The organism is Streptodolium elevatio (assembly GCF_040649515.1).
In the GTDB taxonomy this organism is placed as follows: domain Bacteria; phylum Actinomycetota; class Actinomycetes; order Streptomycetales; family Streptomycetaceae; genus Yinghuangia; species Yinghuangia elevatio.
In genome coordinates this window covers 1-13,639 of sequence record NZ_JBEZFP010000117.1, presented here as the reverse complement: position 1 = coordinate 13,639, position 13,639 = coordinate 1, and the positions used below count along the sequence as shown (strand labels likewise).

Below are 13,639 nucleotides of genomic sequence, written 5' to 3'. Positions count from 1 at the left end.
GGCCCGGAACCGCGCACGTGATGCCGGGTCAATCGGCCGACGCCCGCGCAGCGTCACTTGCCCGACGGGTTGCGTGGAGCAGTTGTTCCATCTTCTCGGCCGCCCGCACCGCGGCATCGGCGCAGCAGTTGTTGAACAGCACGTGCACCCGGTCCGCTTGCTCGGCCAGTGTGCGCAACCGGGGGACCCATTCGCTCAGTTCGTCGGCCGAGTAGACGTGACGAAACCGGTCCTCCTTGGAGCCGGTCCCCCACGCCCGACTGCGCCCGTGGAAACGGACCACCGCGAGCCGGGGCGCGGTGACCGGCGCTACGGGCGGGATGGACGCGGGCAGCGTCTGTGCCATGTCGACGGCGACCGCGGCGGCGTCCAAGCGCTTGAGAAGCGCCTGTGTCGCATGGATGTTGTCGTCCCGCCACCAGCCGGGATGGCGGAACTCGACTGCCACCGGCCAGTCTCCTGCCCGTTCGACGCAGTCGACGAGGAATTGGGTGGCTGGCTCGTCAGGAGCGAATGACGGCGGGAACTGGAAGAGGAGTGTCCCGAGGCGTCCCGCATCACGAAGGGGACGCAGAGCGCCGCTGAAGCGCTGCCAGACCTCGTCCAAAAGACGGGCGTCCGGCCGACCCCGTCCACGTCCCAGCAATGGGCGCAATTCCGGCGGCAGGGATCCCGACCGGGTGGGATGGCCGGTGAGCAAGGAGAACGCTTTGACGTCGAAGGTGAACTCATCGGGTGTTCGCTCGACCCACAGCTCGCTGTTGCGCGTACTGGGTAGCGAATAGTAGGTCGCGTCCACCTCCACCACGTCGAACTTCTGTGCGTAGTAACGCAGTCGGGCCTCGGGATCAGAACAGTCAGGCGGATACCAACCGCTGGTTTTGAGGGCAGCGTCGGTCCACGAGCACGTACCCACCGATATGCGATCCATGAGCGGCGACTACCCCGCCGGGGCCCCGATGCACGGCGTCTGCCACCCGAGCTGTCGCCGGGCCGACGGGCCGACAGATCCGAGGAAGGGAGCCGGTCATGCCGGTGAAGGGCGACGGCTCTCTGAGGCCCCGTTGTCCCCGAGCGCGACTTCGTGTAAGTAGTACGTTAACTTGCCTCAAAGGTTTCGACTTCAGGCCTAATGAAACGTTTCAGATGATCATCCCTGTGCCGCCGGTCTTGAACAGGTCTGCCGCTGCAACGCCAAGGAGTTCGTGATGACCCCGACGCCGCAACCCAACACGGCCGTGCAGCCACCCACAGTGGAAAACGTACGCGACACGCTGGGCATCGGGTGGCGTGAACCGCGGCTGTCGTGGATTACGCGGACCACCGCGGACGGGTGGCGACAAGGCATCTATGAGCTGGAGCTTGTCAATTCCGCCGGGAAGCGCTTGTCTTCGGTGGCCCGGGAGTCGGACGAATCCGTACTGGTGTCGTGGCCGTTCGCGGCGCTGGAGTCGCGCGAACGCGTCGGCGTGCGCGTGCGAGTCGCGGCGCGAAGCGCGGACCGCGCGCACCCTGCCTGGTCGGCGTGGAGCGACGTGACCTGGGTGGAGACCGGCCTGCTGGACGAGAGCGACTGGACTGCGCGGTTCGTCTCGCCGGATTGGGACGAGGATGCGTCGAAGGACAACCCGTGCGCCGTGCTGCGCCGCCCGTTCGAGCTGGACGGTCCGGTACGCACCGCTCGCCTGTATGCGACCGCTTTGGGGGTATACGAAGCCGAGCTGAACGGCGCCCGGATCGGCGACCAGGTGCTTGCGCCCGGCTGGACGGCATATGACCAGCGGCTGCGCTACCAGACGTACGACGTCACGGAGTTGCTGCACGAAGGCGCGAACGAGTTCACCGCCACGCTCGCGGACGGTTGGTACCGGGGCCGCCTCGGTTGGGAGGGCGGCCGGGCGCTGTACGGCGAACGCCTGGCGCTGCTCGCGCAGTTGGAGATCGTCATGGCGGATGGGAGGGTGTTCACCGTCGCCACAGACGCCGACGGGACGTGGCAGGCGGCGCCGGGGCCCGCTCTGCGGGCAAGCCTGTACGACGGTGAGACCCATGACGCGCGCATTCGGCCGGAGAACTGGCACGGCGTCCGCGCCGAGCCTTTCGACATGGCTGTCCTGGCGGCGCCGACAGGTCCGCCGGTTCGCCGTACCGAGGAGCTATCGCCGGTCGCCATCACCACATCGCCGTCCGGGAAGACGGTCATGGACTTCGGCCAGAACCTCGTGGGGCGCCTGCGCCTCACGGTCGACGGAGCGGCCGGCCAGGAGATCGTTCTTCGGCACGCCGAGGTCCTTCAGGACGGCGAGTTGGCCGTCGAGCCGCTACGGACCGCGGAGGCTACCGACCGCTACATCCTGCGCGGCGGTGCCCCCGAGACGTGGGAGCCACGCTTCACTTTCCACGGCTTCCGCTACGTGGAAGTCACGGGCTGGCCGGGCGAGTTCGACCCTGACGCCGTACGCGCGGCCGTCATCCATTCCGACATGGAGCGCGTCGGCTTCTTCGAGTCGTCCGACGAACTCGTCAACCGCCTCCACGAAAACGCCGTGTGGGGCATGCGCGGCAACTTCCTGGACGTGCCCACCGATTGCCCGCAGCGCGACGAACGTCTCGGCTGGACCGGCGACATCCAGGTGTTCTCCCCCACCGCCTGCCAGTTGTACGACTCCGCGGGGTTCCTCGGGTCCTGGCTCGTCGATCTCGCCCTGGAGCAACGGGCAGACGGCGCGGCGCCGAGCATCGTCCCCAAAGTCACGCCCTTCGCCGACCTGGCGGCGGCGGGGTGGTCGGATGCGGCCACCGTCGTCCCGTGGACGCTGTACCAGCGCTACGGCGACAAGGGCGTACTGGCCGCCCAGTTCGCGAGCATGCGCGCCTGGGTCGACCATGTGGCCGAGCTGGCGGGGCCGGATCGGCTGTGGAACACCGGCTTCCAGTTCGGCGACTGGCTCGACCCGAGCGCACCCGCCGGGCAGCCGCAGGCCGCGAAGACGCCCGCCGAGGTCGTCGCGACCGCGTACTTCGCACACTCCGCCTCATTGGTGGCGCAAGCTGCCGCCGTACTCGGGCTCGAAGACGAGGAGCGGCAGTACTCCCAACTCGCCGCAGCTGTCCGGACGGCGTTCCAGGACGAGTACGTCACCTCCAAGGGCCGCATCATCGGCGACGCCCAGACCGCATACTCCCTCGCCCTGCAATTCGCGTTGCTGCCCGGCGCAGAGCAGCGCAGGCACGCGGCGGACCGGCTCGCCGCGCTCGTCCGGAACAACGGGCACCGCATCGGCACCGGCTTTCTCGGAACTCCCCTGATCTGCGACGCCCTCGCCGAGAACGGTCACCTGGAGACCGCATATCGGCTGCTCCTGGAGCGCGGGTGCCCATCCTGGCTGTACCCGGTCACCCAGGGCGCGACGACGATCTGGGAGCGCTGGGACAGCATGCGCCCGGACGGCACCGTGAACCGGGACGGCATGACGTCGTTCAACCACTACGCGCTCGGCGCGGTCGTCGACTGGCTCTACCGCACCGTCGCCGGCCTCGACTGCGCCGAGCCGGGCTATCGACGCCTGCGCATCGCGCCACGTCCCGGCGGCGGGCTCACGTACGCCAAGGCCGTGCTGCGCACGCCGTACGGGCCGGCATCGGTGGCGTGGCGGATCAACGGCGACGAACTCGTTGTCGAAGCAGACGTCCCACCGAACACCACCGCGTCCGTGGACCTGCTGGGCGCCGGGTCCCTCCCCGATGTCGGCGCCGGACACCACGCGTGGACCATCCCCGCCCCCAAGGTCGCCGCGGCGCGCTTCACCCTGGATTCCTGGGTTTCCGAATTGCGCGGCGACCAGAGGGCTTTGGAGATCTTCAAGGACGCCATGCTGCGGTACTGGCCCGAAGTCGCGGAGCACCTGGAGAGGCCGGAGGCCGACGCCGGCATGGACCTGACGCTCCGCCAGCTCGGCGACCTCGCGCCGCGCGGCCAAGAACTGCTCGCAGAACTGGAACACCGATTCCTGGGATACGCGGACGACAACGTCTGAACGATCTCGCACTCCGGACTTCGGCGTCGGAGCGCCCGCCGTGCTGGGCCTGTCACGGTCATGCAATCGATCGCCCGGCCCGCCCGCGGTGACGTCGACTTGCTGGAACTCCACGGCCGCGCCGGGACCGTACGCTTTGAGTCGTGGCAGCCGCTGTCCGTCAACATCTCCCGCCACACGGTCGAAGAACTCGAAGGCGCCGCCCACTGATGGGAACTACCCGACAGCTCCGCGGAAGGCCGACGCCCCGGATGCGGGGCATCGGCCTTCTTGTTGTGCTCAGGTGTTCAACCCAACTGCTTGCCTCGGGTGTTCGGCTCACGGGGCCAGGGCAAGGGCGTCGGCGACGGGGTCGGATCCGGTGCCCGCGTCGATCAGCCAGACCACCGGCACCGTGACGCCGTTGTCGACGTAGCGCCGGATGGCCTCGCGGCACTGCTCCGGTGATCCGTGGACCAGGAGTTCGTCGACGACGGAGTCCGGTACGGCCGCCAGCGCGGCGCGGCGGTCTCCTGACTCCCACGCGTCCCACATGGGCTGCAGGCGGTCTCCCCGGCCCAGCCAGCGCTGGTAGTTCGCGTAACCGGGGACGTTCAGGTACGCGGTGATCATGCGGCGGAACGTCGCGCGCGCCGCGTCGGCGTCCTCGGTCGGGCAGACGAAGACCCGGCAGACGATTTCCTTCCCGGAACCGCCTTCGTGGACGTACGGGACGACGCGTTTGACGTCGTCCGCGGACAGCCAGTTGAGGATCGCCCCGTCCGCCTCGCGTCCCGCCAGGCGCAGCATGCCCTCGCGGAGCGCCGCGAGGTAGATGGGCGGCGGTGTCCGCGGCGGGCGGGTGAGCCGGAATCCGTTGACTTCGAAGGTGTCGTAGCGCTCGGCGACGCGCTCCCCCGCGAGGGCGGCGCGCAGGAAACGCACGGTGTCGCGGACGCGCTGGTACGGCCGGTCGTACGCGGTGCCGTTCCAGTCCTGCACGATAGGGCGCGACGCGGCTCCGAGCCCCAAGTGGAAGCGTCCTGGCGCGAGTTCGGCCAGCGATGCGGCGGTCATGGCGAGCAGCGCCGGGCCGCGCGTGTACGGGGAGACGATCGCGGTGCCCAGGTTCACCTCGGGTGCGCCTGCGGCGGCCAAGGTCAGCGGGGTGAAGCCGTCGAGGCCGTCGACTTCGATGCTCCAGACGTCGGTGTAGCCGGCGTCGGCGAGTTCGCGGGCGATCCCGGGATGGTCAGGGAGAGGCGCGGGGAACGGCATGGTGATGCCGTAGCGCAACGGGCTTTGCACGGTGCGGGGTTCCCTTCCGACGGGCGGGCCGTTCACCCGGTCAACTCGTCCCAGACGGCCGATTCGCCGTGTTCCAGCGCCAACGCCCCGAGGTATTCGGCGCTGTGCGCCTCGGATCCGACCTCGCCGGGCCAGGACCACAGGCGCTTCGTGTAGTGGTGCAGGGGGTATTCGTGGGTGACGCCCATCGCACCGTGTAGTTGGTGGGCGGTACGCGCGACCGTGGTCGCGGTTTCGGCGGCGACCACCGCGGCGGCCGCAACCGCGGCGAGGTACGCCTTCGACGTGCCGTTCGCCGGGGAGAGCTGTTCAACCGCGCGTTCCAGTGCGGCGTCCAGTTGTACGCCTGCCACGCGCATGGCGGCCAGTGAAGACGCGACCGCGGGTATCCGGGCGAGAGGTTTGCCGAACTGCTCGCGGCCCATGACGTAGTCGCGGGTCAACGCGTACGCCCCGTCAACCGCGCCGGCCACCGCGGCCGCGCGCAACAGGGCCAATCTCGCGCGCACTTGCGGCATGGGCGGTGCCGCGGACAGCCGGGTGCCCGCGTCACCCCGCAACACGAGGTCGTCGCGTGGCTCGTCGGCCAGGTTGGTCCCCTCACGCACCTCGACGCCCGGCGTGCCGACCTCGACGTACGAGACGCTCCCAGCGCGGTCGTACACGACGACCGCACTTGCGTCGCGCAACCACGGCACCCGGGGGATCCGCAGTGTCGAAAGCTCGTCCTCGTATACCGCGTCCACGCCGAAGGCGATGGTGGTCTGCTCGGCCACGGCGCGGTCATGGGCCAACACCCAGGAGGTGACGGCCATTTCCGCAACGGGCGCGCCGACCGCGTACTCGCCCAGCGTGCGGACGACGGCGATCAGGTCCTCGTACGTGCCGCCCGAGCCGCCGCGGGCCTCGTCGACCCCGACCAGCGGCAATCCCAATCCCCACAGCGTTTGCCACAGTTCGCTCGACGACCTGTCCGCTACGGGGGTGCCGCCGACGATGTCGCCGACGAGTCGGCGTAGTTCCTCTGCGTGGTCGCTCACGGCCGCGTCTCCTGTTTGGCGATGATCGAGAGCAGCACGTCGGCGGCTCCGCCACGGATCGTGAACCCGGGGGAAGCAAGCAGTGCCTGTCCCCACGTGGCGCTCAGTTCGGGCCGGTCGGGGGCGCACAGCCGACGGGCGAAGTCGATGACGTCGTTCTCGAAGGCGTTGCCGAGATATTTCAGCGTGGCGGCGTCCACGACCGGCGCGGCTCCGCCGTCCAGACTGGTTGCCACCTTCCAGGCGAGGCGCCGCAGTGTCGCCAGTCGGGCGACGAGGCGGCCGAGCGCGGCCTTGAGGTCGTCGGAGCCGACGGAGGCGGCGTCTCGCACGGCCAGGGCGAAGAGCGGGTACGTGGACAGGAAGCGTTCCGGGCCGCCGCGTTCGAACGACAGTTGCTCGGTGACCTGCCGCCACGCGTTGCCGACGGTGCCCAGGACGCGGTGGCCGGGCACGAAAACGTCCGTGAAGACCATTTCGTTGAAGTGCTGTTCGCCCGCGAGGTCGACGATGGGCGACACCTCGACGCCTGGTGTGTCCATGTCCACGATGAACTCGGTGAGTCCTTCGTGCTTGCGCTCGCCTCGGGCGGTGCGTGCCAGCAGGTAGGCGTGGGTGGCCTTGTGCGCTCCGGTGGTCCAGATCTTGCGGCCGTTGACCCGCCAACCGCCTTCCACCGCCGTCGCGGTGGTCCGCACTGCCGCGAGGTCGGAACCGGCCTCGGGTTCGCTCATTCCCAGGCAGAAGACGGACCGGCCGGCGGCGATGCCGGGCAGAACCTCCTTCTGGAGCTCGGGCGTTCCGTGCCGCAGCACGGCGGGCCCGATCTGGCGGTCACCGATCCAGTGCGCGGCCACGGGAGCACCCGCTCTGAGAAGCTCCTCGTTGACGGCCAGACGGGCACGCTGGCTCTGTCCCGCACCGCCGAATTCGCGCGGCCAGGTGATGCCGATCAGCCCGCGGGTGGCGAGTTCGCGGCTGAAGTCGGGGTCGAAACCCCTCATCCAGTTGTCGCTGCGCGGCACGTACCGGCCTTCGGCGCGCCAGGCGTCGGTCAGTTCGCGCACCTCACGTCGGAGGCGCGCGATCTCGTTCGTGTCATGCCGAGTGGCGGTCATCGCGTGCTCCTCATCGGCCCGTGTACACGCCGGGGCGCTTCGCACGGAAGGCCGCCAGCGCCTCCTGGGAGTCCTGCGTCGAGGTGACGACCGCCTGGTGCGAGGAGATGAGGTCCAGCGCCGTGCGCAGGTCGTGTCGCTCGCCCTCGCGGACGGCGCGCTTGATGAGCTGGACGGCGACCGGCGGTTGGCTCGCGAGCCGGTCCGCGAACGCCCGTGCCGCGGCGGCGAACTCGGCGTCGGCATGCACGGCGGTCACGAGTCCCATACCGAGTGCTTCCTCGGCTGCGACGAAGTCGCCGGTCCACAGCAGGCGCAGCGCGGTGGCGGTGCCCACGATGCGCGGCAGATACCAGCAACCGCCGTCGCCGGGTACGAGGCCGACGCGGATGTAGCCCTCGCTGAAGCGCGCCGAGCTCGCGGCGATGCGGATGTCGGCCATGAGCGCCATGTCCATGCCCGCCCCGACCGCGACACCGTTGACGGCCGCGATGTACGGCTTGGTCAGCGCTTCGGCGGCGTACGCCACCTGATGGATCCGGTTGGTCAGCAGGTTCTTCTCCGCCAGCGGTGTGCGCTCGCGATCGGCGAAGACCCCCAGGTCGACGCCGGAACAGAAGGCGTCGCCCGCACCGGTGACGAGGACCACGCGGACCTCAGGGTCCGTTTCGGCGTCACGCAGGGCGGTCGCCCACGCGTCGACCATCTCCATGGTGAACGCGTTCTTGTGGTGCGGCCGGTTCAGCGTGATGGTCGCGACATGATCGGCCACGCGGTATTCCAGCTCGCGGGATTCGACGCCGGTGTCTCCGGGATCACTCACAACTTGCTCCTTGCTTCCATGTCATGACGGACGAGGCCGACGGAGGCATACCCGTGGTCGCACGACCGACGGCGATTCGCTCCGGATCGAACCGGTCACGGCACGATGCTGGCGCGGACGACCTCGCGTCGGTCGGCGGCCTGGAAGGCCTCGTTGATCTCCGCGAGCGGGAACGCGGTGCTCTCCAGCCACCGCTTGGGCAGCCGGTCCCGGACCGCGTCGAGGAACTGAAGGCTCCTGCCCAGTGCGCCCGGCTCGTACAGCGAGACCCCGATGATGCTCTTGTTGGTCAGCGTGAGACGGGACGGGTCGGCGTCGTACGTCTGTCCGTGGCCGATGTTGCCGACGCTGAGGTAGCGCCCGAAACGGCCGAGCATCTTCACGCCTTCGTTGACGACAGCGGGCGAGCCGACGAGTTCGATCGCGACGTCGGCCCCGCCGTCGGTGAGTTCGTGGACGCGCTTGACGCGGGAGCGTTCGTCGGCGACGGCACTGATGTCGACCACGGCATCCGCACCCAACTCCAGGGCGAGTTCCAGGCGTTCGGCAACTGCGTCGACCACGACCACCGTCGACGCACCCCGTGCCTTGGCGAGTGCGGTGGCGTACAGGCCGAGCCCGCCCGCGCCTTGCACGACAACGGTCTCGCCGAAGCTGAGCTGCGCCCGGTCGAACGCCTGCATGACCTGGGCAAGTGCGCAGTTGGCGCCGCTGACGGCTTCGTCGGAGAGCGTGTCGGGGACGCAATAGACCAGTGCGCCGGCCGGAAGGAGGAAGTAGTCGGCGAATCCGCCGACGTAATAGGGAGGTTCTTCGGAACTGGCGAGCATGGCCATGGTCATCCGGCCGCAACTCGAACTCCGGCCCGCCACGCAGTAGCGGCACACGTGGCACGGGAAGAAGTAGGGGAAGACGACCCGCGTCCCCGTGCCCAGCGCGCCACCCGTGGTGTCGCGCGTCACGCCCTCGCCGAGGGCGGCGACGACGCCGACCATCTCGTGCCCGAGCACCGTGGGCAGCTTGCCGCCCAGTCCCCGGGTGTTGAAGCGGCCGTGCCAGGCGTGCAGATCGCTGCCGCAGACGTTGGCCCGGGTCACCTTGACCAGGATCTCGCCGGGCAGCACGCCACGACCCGCCAACGAGACCTCGCGGATCTCGAACGGCTCGTTCGGCGCGGTGAATTCCGCGATGCGTCCCTCGAACACTGTCGGCAGCCTCCCTGGACCGCGGTGCCTCGGCGCGTTCGGAGGCGATGGCGCCCCGCGGCAGCGGTCCGACGATGACAGGAACTTGTAATTCCTATACATGAAATACATCATCATGACGACACGACGTCAAGATCCGGGCCCGCGGCCGTGATGCGCCGCGCGGCGAACGAGGAGGCCCTCGATGCCCCACAACCCGCCCAAACCGATCTACGTGGGAGGACGGTGGCGCGACGCGACGGGGTCGGACGCGATCGCCGTGACCAATCCCACGTCGGAGGAGGTCATCGGCTTCGTCCCCCGCGGGTCGGCCGAGGACGCGGACCAGGCCGTGGCGGCGGCACGCGCGGCGCAGGAGGGCTGGGGTCGCACCCCGCAGTCCGAGCGGATCGCCGCCGTGGAAGCCGTGTACAAGGCGCTTGAGGCCCGCAGCGAACAGCTCACGGAGGCCGTGGTCGACGACGTGGGAACCCCGCGCCGCATCGCGGAGAAGTTGCAGACGGGTCTGCCCCTCGCCGCCGTCCGGGACTTCATCGAGGCAGCGCAGGGTATCGAGGAGCCGGAGCGAGTACGCAACTCGCTGGTCCACCGCTCCCCCGTCGGCGTCGTCGCGGCGATCACCCCGTGGAACTACCCGCTGCTCCAGACCGTCGGCAAGGTCGTCCCCGCTCTGCTCAGCGGCAGCACGGTTGTGCTGAAACCGAGCGAGGTGGCACCGCTGGTGCCGTACGTACTGGCCGAAGCAGTCCACGAAGCCGGCCTTCCCCCAGGGGTCTTCAACATGCTCAGTGGACTCGGCCCCGAAGTCGGAGCCGCACTCGTCGCGCACCGCGACGTGGACATGGTGTCCTTCACCGGCTCGACACAGGGCGGCCGTGCGGTCGCGGCCGTCGCCGCGGGCGGCATCAAGCGAGTGTCGCTGGAACTCGGCGGCAAATCCGCCGCGGTGGTCCTGCCCGAGGCCGACCTTGAGCGGGCGGTGAAGGCGACAGTCAGCAGTTGCCTGCTGAACTCCGGGCAGACCTGCCTGGCCGTCACGCGTCTCGTGGTCCCGCGCGAGCGGTACGCGGACGCCGTCGGGTCGGCGGCGGCTCTTGCGGCCAGGTTCACGCCGGGCGATCCAAGCGACCCGGCGACCAAACAGGGCCCGCTGGTCTCCGCCGCACAGCGCCACCGGGTACGCGGGTTCATCGACCGGGCGGTGGCCGACGGCGCCAACGTGGCGGCAGGCGGCAGCGCTCCGCCCGACGGACTCGAACGGGGATACTTCGCCCGCCCGACGGTCATCGCGGACGCCGACCCACGGGCCGAGATCGCCCAGGAAGAGGTCTTCGGCCCGGTGCTGGTGGTCCTTCCTTACGACGACGTGGACGAGGCCGTTCGGATCGCCAACGGCACGCCCTACGGCCTCGCGGGTGCGGTCTGGGGCCCGGACGAGGAATCCGCCGTCGCCGTCGCGCGGCGGCTGCGAACCGGCCAGGTGGACGTCAACGGCGGCGGCTTCAACACCGCGGCACCGTTCGGCGGAATGAAACTCTCCGGCACGGGACGGGAGTTCGGCAAGGCAGGGCTCGAGGAGTACTACGAGCTGCAGGCGATCCAGCTGTAGTCCGTCGAGTTGCACGGGACGCACGCGTGCGGGGTAGGCCGGTCGTACGCCCGGCTTACCCCGCACGCGTGTCATCGCGACCGCGTCAGCGTTCGGAGAAGGCCACGGCCTTCATCGTGTCGAGCACGACGTGGACCTGGGCGAGACGGTAGACGCCCTCCTCACGACGAGCGACGGCCCGGACGATACCGCTGGCGATGTTGGACGGGACCCGGTCGTCGACCGAGGTCACGTGGATGTAGGAGGACAAGGAGAGTTCGTCCTCGGTCTCCCCGATGACATGGATGTTCGTGCCGTTGTGCCGCAGCGGGTACGGACTCGCCAGGCGGTGCGCCCGCTGCCACGCGAGAACCGCCTCGCGCCCCCGGTTGTCCGAGGCGATGAACTCCTCGTGCGGGTGGTTCCCGGTGTCAGTGCGCGAGGTGAACCAGACGTCCTCGGTCAGCAGGTCCTCCCAGGCGTCGAACTCCCCCTCGTCGTAGACGAACCACCAGCGGTGCAGAAGTTCGTGGGCGGCCAGGCGGTCGTGCATGGTGTCTCTACCTCATATGGGTGCGGGGACGTTGCGAATGCGGGGGGTCATGCGGTCGGCAGGACCAGCGGGTCGCCCATCCGGGCGTACGACTCGGCGATGTTGCCGGCCAGGAATCCGTCCCGGATGTCGGCGGGTGTGCCCGCGAGTTCCTTCTCGTAGAACTCCACCGGGGTCAGGTTGCCCTCGAAGTGCGGCATGTCCGAGGAGAACACCGCGACGCCGGGAAGCCTCTCGAACAGCTCGAACGGGAGCTGCCCCTGGTTCGGCAACGGTGTGACGCGCACGTTGCGCCGTACGTACTCCGACGGCTTCAGCGGGAGCTTGTACTCGTGCAGGAACACCGCCGACTCCGCGGTGGCGCGGCTGTCCATGCCGGCCACCGTGTACGGCACCCAGCCCACGCCGAGCTCGCAGATGAGCGCGGTGAGCTTCGGGTGCCGCTCGAAGACGCCGCCGAAGACCATCGCGTTGAGGAAGACCTCCCCCATCTGGTGGGTCTGTCCGGTCGCGATGCGGCTGAGCACGCTCGGGTCGGTGGTGTTGGCGTAGCCCGGGTCGAACACCGCGTTCGCGAGCCCGACGTGCAGGATCGCGACCATGCCCAGGTCCTCCGCGGCGGACCAGAAGCGGTCGTAGTCGCCGTGGAAGAGCGGCACGCCGCCCATGGCCTCGGTGGTGACGAAGAACGCGCGGCTGCCGAGCTCCCGCATGCGGCGCAGCTCCGCGATCGACCATTCGAGGTCGTCATAGCGCAGCATTGCCACCGGGAGCAGTCGGTCGCGGTGGTCCGAAGTCGACGCGGCCATATGCGTGTTGAGGGAGCTGACCGCGAGCTTGCCCAGCTCGGTGTCGCGGATGAGCGACATGTACACCATGCCGAGCCCGGAGAGGATGTTCTGCACGGCGATGCCCTGCTGATCCAACAGGCGTACCCGGGCGGCGGGATCGACCTCCTGCCACTGCGAGTGCCCGCCGATCGTGAAGTCCGCAGGGCGCTCGTCGGGGAAGATCGCGCGCATGAATGGCGTGGTCATGTCCGAGACGGGGATCCGCCGCTCCCGCGCCGCCGTCTGCCGTAGTGGGAACGCCGCGTAGGCGAAGTGCTCCGGTGTGTTCGGCGCGAACTCGGGATCGTCGTCCGGCAGGAAGGCGGGGAGGCGTTCACGCAGCTTCGGGAACTGGGCCAGCCAGTCCCGCGCGGGTTCAAAGTGGGCGTCGACGTCGATGACCGCCATCGTGTGCTCCTCGTGGTGGAAGCGGTACGGCTCGGGCAGTGCGCTGCGTCGGCGCGTAGCCGGAACCGCGTCACGTGGGCGATCCTCCGAGCTGCCGGCAGCTCCGGCCCGACCAAAATAGAATACGGAATACGCAAAAAACACAAGGGGACGCCGCCTCCCGGCCGCGCCTGGTCGGCGGTGGTCCGACCGCCGCACAGCGCCCCTTGAGTGCTCCAGCATTTTGTGTAAGCGTTACGCATCCCACAAGCCCAGGCGGGGCGAAACCTGCACCGCCAGACGAGCCAGGAGGGCTCCCCGTGGAGTTCGGCATCTTCCTCAACGGATTCATCCCGGGGCCGGCCGCGCACGACCGTGCGTCCGAACATCTGGGCCTGCGCCGCGAGTTGGACCTCGCGATCAAGGCGGACAAGCACAACTGGAAGTACGTCTGGTTCGGTGAGCACCACGCCCTGACCGAGTACTCCCACATGTCGGCCCCGGAAGTGTTGATGGGCTACGTCGCGGCAAAGACCGAGCGCATCCACCTCTGTACCGGCATCAACTCGCTGTCGCCGCGCAAGGAGCACCCCGTCCGGTACGCCGAGCGCGCCGCGATGCTGGACCACATCACCGAGGGCCGCTTCGAGTGGGGCACCGGCCGCGGCGCCGGCTCCCACGAGGTCGCCTCGTTCAACATCATGGACACCAACTCGACCAAGGCCGAGTGGGACGAGGTCTCGCGCGAGATCGTGCGCATGTGGGAGCAGT

The 13,639-nt window shown here is 69.2% G+C and carries 12 protein-coding genes; 4 read left to right on the top strand and 8 right to left on the bottom strand.

Annotated features, from left to right (window positions below):
- Positions 1-28: 28 nt before the first annotated feature.
- Positions 29-931, bottom strand: coding sequence for a DUF72 domain-containing protein (locus AB0C36_RS32855; RefSeq protein WP_358361412.1), 903 nt, complete (start codon positions 929-931; stop codon positions 29-31).
- A gap of 277 nt (positions 932-1,208) precedes the next feature.
- On the opposite strand from AB0C36_RS32855, the gene AB0C36_RS32850 reads away from it, so the two are divergent.
- The gene (locus AB0C36_RS32850) at positions 1,209-4,037 is read left to right on the top strand and encodes a family 78 glycoside hydrolase catalytic domain (protein WP_358361410.1); all 2,829 of its coding nucleotides are present in this window, start codon (positions 1,209-1,211) and stop codon (positions 4,035-4,037) included.
- A gap of 60 nt (positions 4,038-4,097) precedes the next feature.
- On the top strand, positions 4,098-4,247 hold the full coding sequence (locus tag AB0C36_RS32845) for a hypothetical protein (RefSeq protein ID WP_358361408.1): 150 nt from the start codon (positions 4,098-4,100) through the stop codon (positions 4,245-4,247).
- A 108-nt stretch (positions 4,248-4,355) separates the two neighbouring features.
- On the opposite strand, the gene AB0C36_RS32840 is transcribed toward AB0C36_RS32845, so the two are convergent.
- The 5 genes from AB0C36_RS32840 to AB0C36_RS32820 all read right to left on the bottom strand — a co-directional run bounded on the left by AB0C36_RS32840 (position 4,356) and on the right by AB0C36_RS32820 (position 9,510).
- Complete coding sequence (locus AB0C36_RS32840; protein WP_358361405.1) at positions 4,356-5,324, bottom strand: LLM class F420-dependent oxidoreductase; 969 nt, start codon at positions 5,322-5,324, stop codon at positions 4,356-4,358.
- Between the two features lie 32 nt (positions 5,325-5,356).
- Positions 5,357-6,364, bottom strand: coding sequence for an acyl-CoA dehydrogenase family protein (locus AB0C36_RS32835; protein ID WP_358361402.1), 1,008 nt, complete (start codon positions 6,362-6,364; stop codon positions 5,357-5,359).
- Positions 6,361-7,482, bottom strand: coding sequence for an acyl-CoA dehydrogenase family protein (locus tag AB0C36_RS32830; RefSeq protein WP_358361400.1), 1,122 nt, complete (start codon positions 7,480-7,482; stop codon positions 6,361-6,363). Before AB0C36_RS32830 ends, AB0C36_RS32835 begins: the two co-directional genes overlap by 4 nt.
- Before the next feature lie 10 nt (positions 7,483-7,492).
- Positions 7,493-8,305: an enoyl-CoA hydratase/isomerase family protein gene (locus AB0C36_RS32825; RefSeq protein WP_358361397.1), complete on the bottom strand. Its 813-nt coding sequence runs from the start codon at positions 8,303-8,305 to the stop codon at positions 7,493-7,495.
- A gap of 95 nt (positions 8,306-8,400) precedes the next feature.
- A complete protein-coding gene (locus AB0C36_RS32820) occupies positions 8,401-9,510 on the bottom strand; it encodes a zinc-binding dehydrogenase (RefSeq protein WP_358361394.1) in 1,110 nt (369 codons plus the stop codon).
- Positions 9,511-9,694: 184 nt separating this feature from the next.
- On the opposite strand from AB0C36_RS32820, the gene AB0C36_RS32815 reads away from it, so the two are divergent.
- Positions 9,695-11,119: an aldehyde dehydrogenase family protein gene (locus AB0C36_RS32815; protein ID WP_358361391.1), complete on the top strand. Its 1,425-nt coding sequence runs from the start codon at positions 9,695-9,697 to the stop codon at positions 11,117-11,119.
- Between the two features lie 85 nt (positions 11,120-11,204).
- On the opposite strand, the gene AB0C36_RS32810 is transcribed toward AB0C36_RS32815, so the two are convergent.
- Positions 11,205-11,651, bottom strand: coding sequence for a nuclear transport factor 2 family protein (locus AB0C36_RS32810; RefSeq protein WP_358361388.1), 447 nt, complete (start codon positions 11,649-11,651; stop codon positions 11,205-11,207).
- Positions 11,652-11,698: 47 nt separating this feature from the next.
- The gene (locus AB0C36_RS32805; protein WP_358361385.1) at positions 11,699-12,889 is read right to left on the bottom strand and encodes an amidohydrolase family protein; all 1,191 of its coding nucleotides are present in this window, start codon (positions 12,887-12,889) and stop codon (positions 11,699-11,701) included.
- A gap of 299 nt (positions 12,890-13,188) precedes the next feature.
- On the opposite strand from AB0C36_RS32805, the gene AB0C36_RS32800 reads away from it, so the two are divergent.
- On the top strand, positions 13,189-13,639 hold a 451-nt coding region (locus tag AB0C36_RS32800; RefSeq protein ID WP_358361382.1), incomplete at its 3' end, for an LLM class flavin-dependent oxidoreductase.

Bases quoted from the DNA above. Each gene is read 5' to 3' on its own strand.
- AB0C36_RS32855 (WP_358361412.1), bottom strand. From the start codon at position 931: ATGGATCGCATATCGGTGGGTACGTGCTCGTGGACCGACGCTGCCCTC.
- AB0C36_RS32850 (WP_358361410.1), top strand. From the start codon at position 1,209: ATGACCCCGACGCCGCAACCCAACACGGCCGTGCAGCCACCCACAGTG.
- AB0C36_RS32845 (WP_358361408.1), top strand. From the start codon at position 4,098: ATGCAATCGATCGCCCGGCCCGCCCGCGGTGACGTCGACTTGCTGGAA.
- AB0C36_RS32830 (WP_358361400.1), bottom strand. From the start codon at position 7,482: ATGACCGCCACTCGGCATGACACGAACGAGATCGCGCGCCTCCGACGT.
- AB0C36_RS32815 (WP_358361391.1), top strand. From the start codon at position 9,695: ATGCCCCACAACCCGCCCAAACCGATCTACGTGGGAGGACGGTGGCGC.
- AB0C36_RS32810 (WP_358361388.1), bottom strand. From the start codon at position 11,651: ATGCACGACCGCCTGGCCGCCCACGAACTTCTGCACCGCTGGTGGTTC.
- AB0C36_RS32805 (WP_358361385.1), bottom strand. From the start codon at position 12,889: ATGGCGGTCATCGACGTCGACGCCCACTTTGAACCCGCGCGGGACTGG.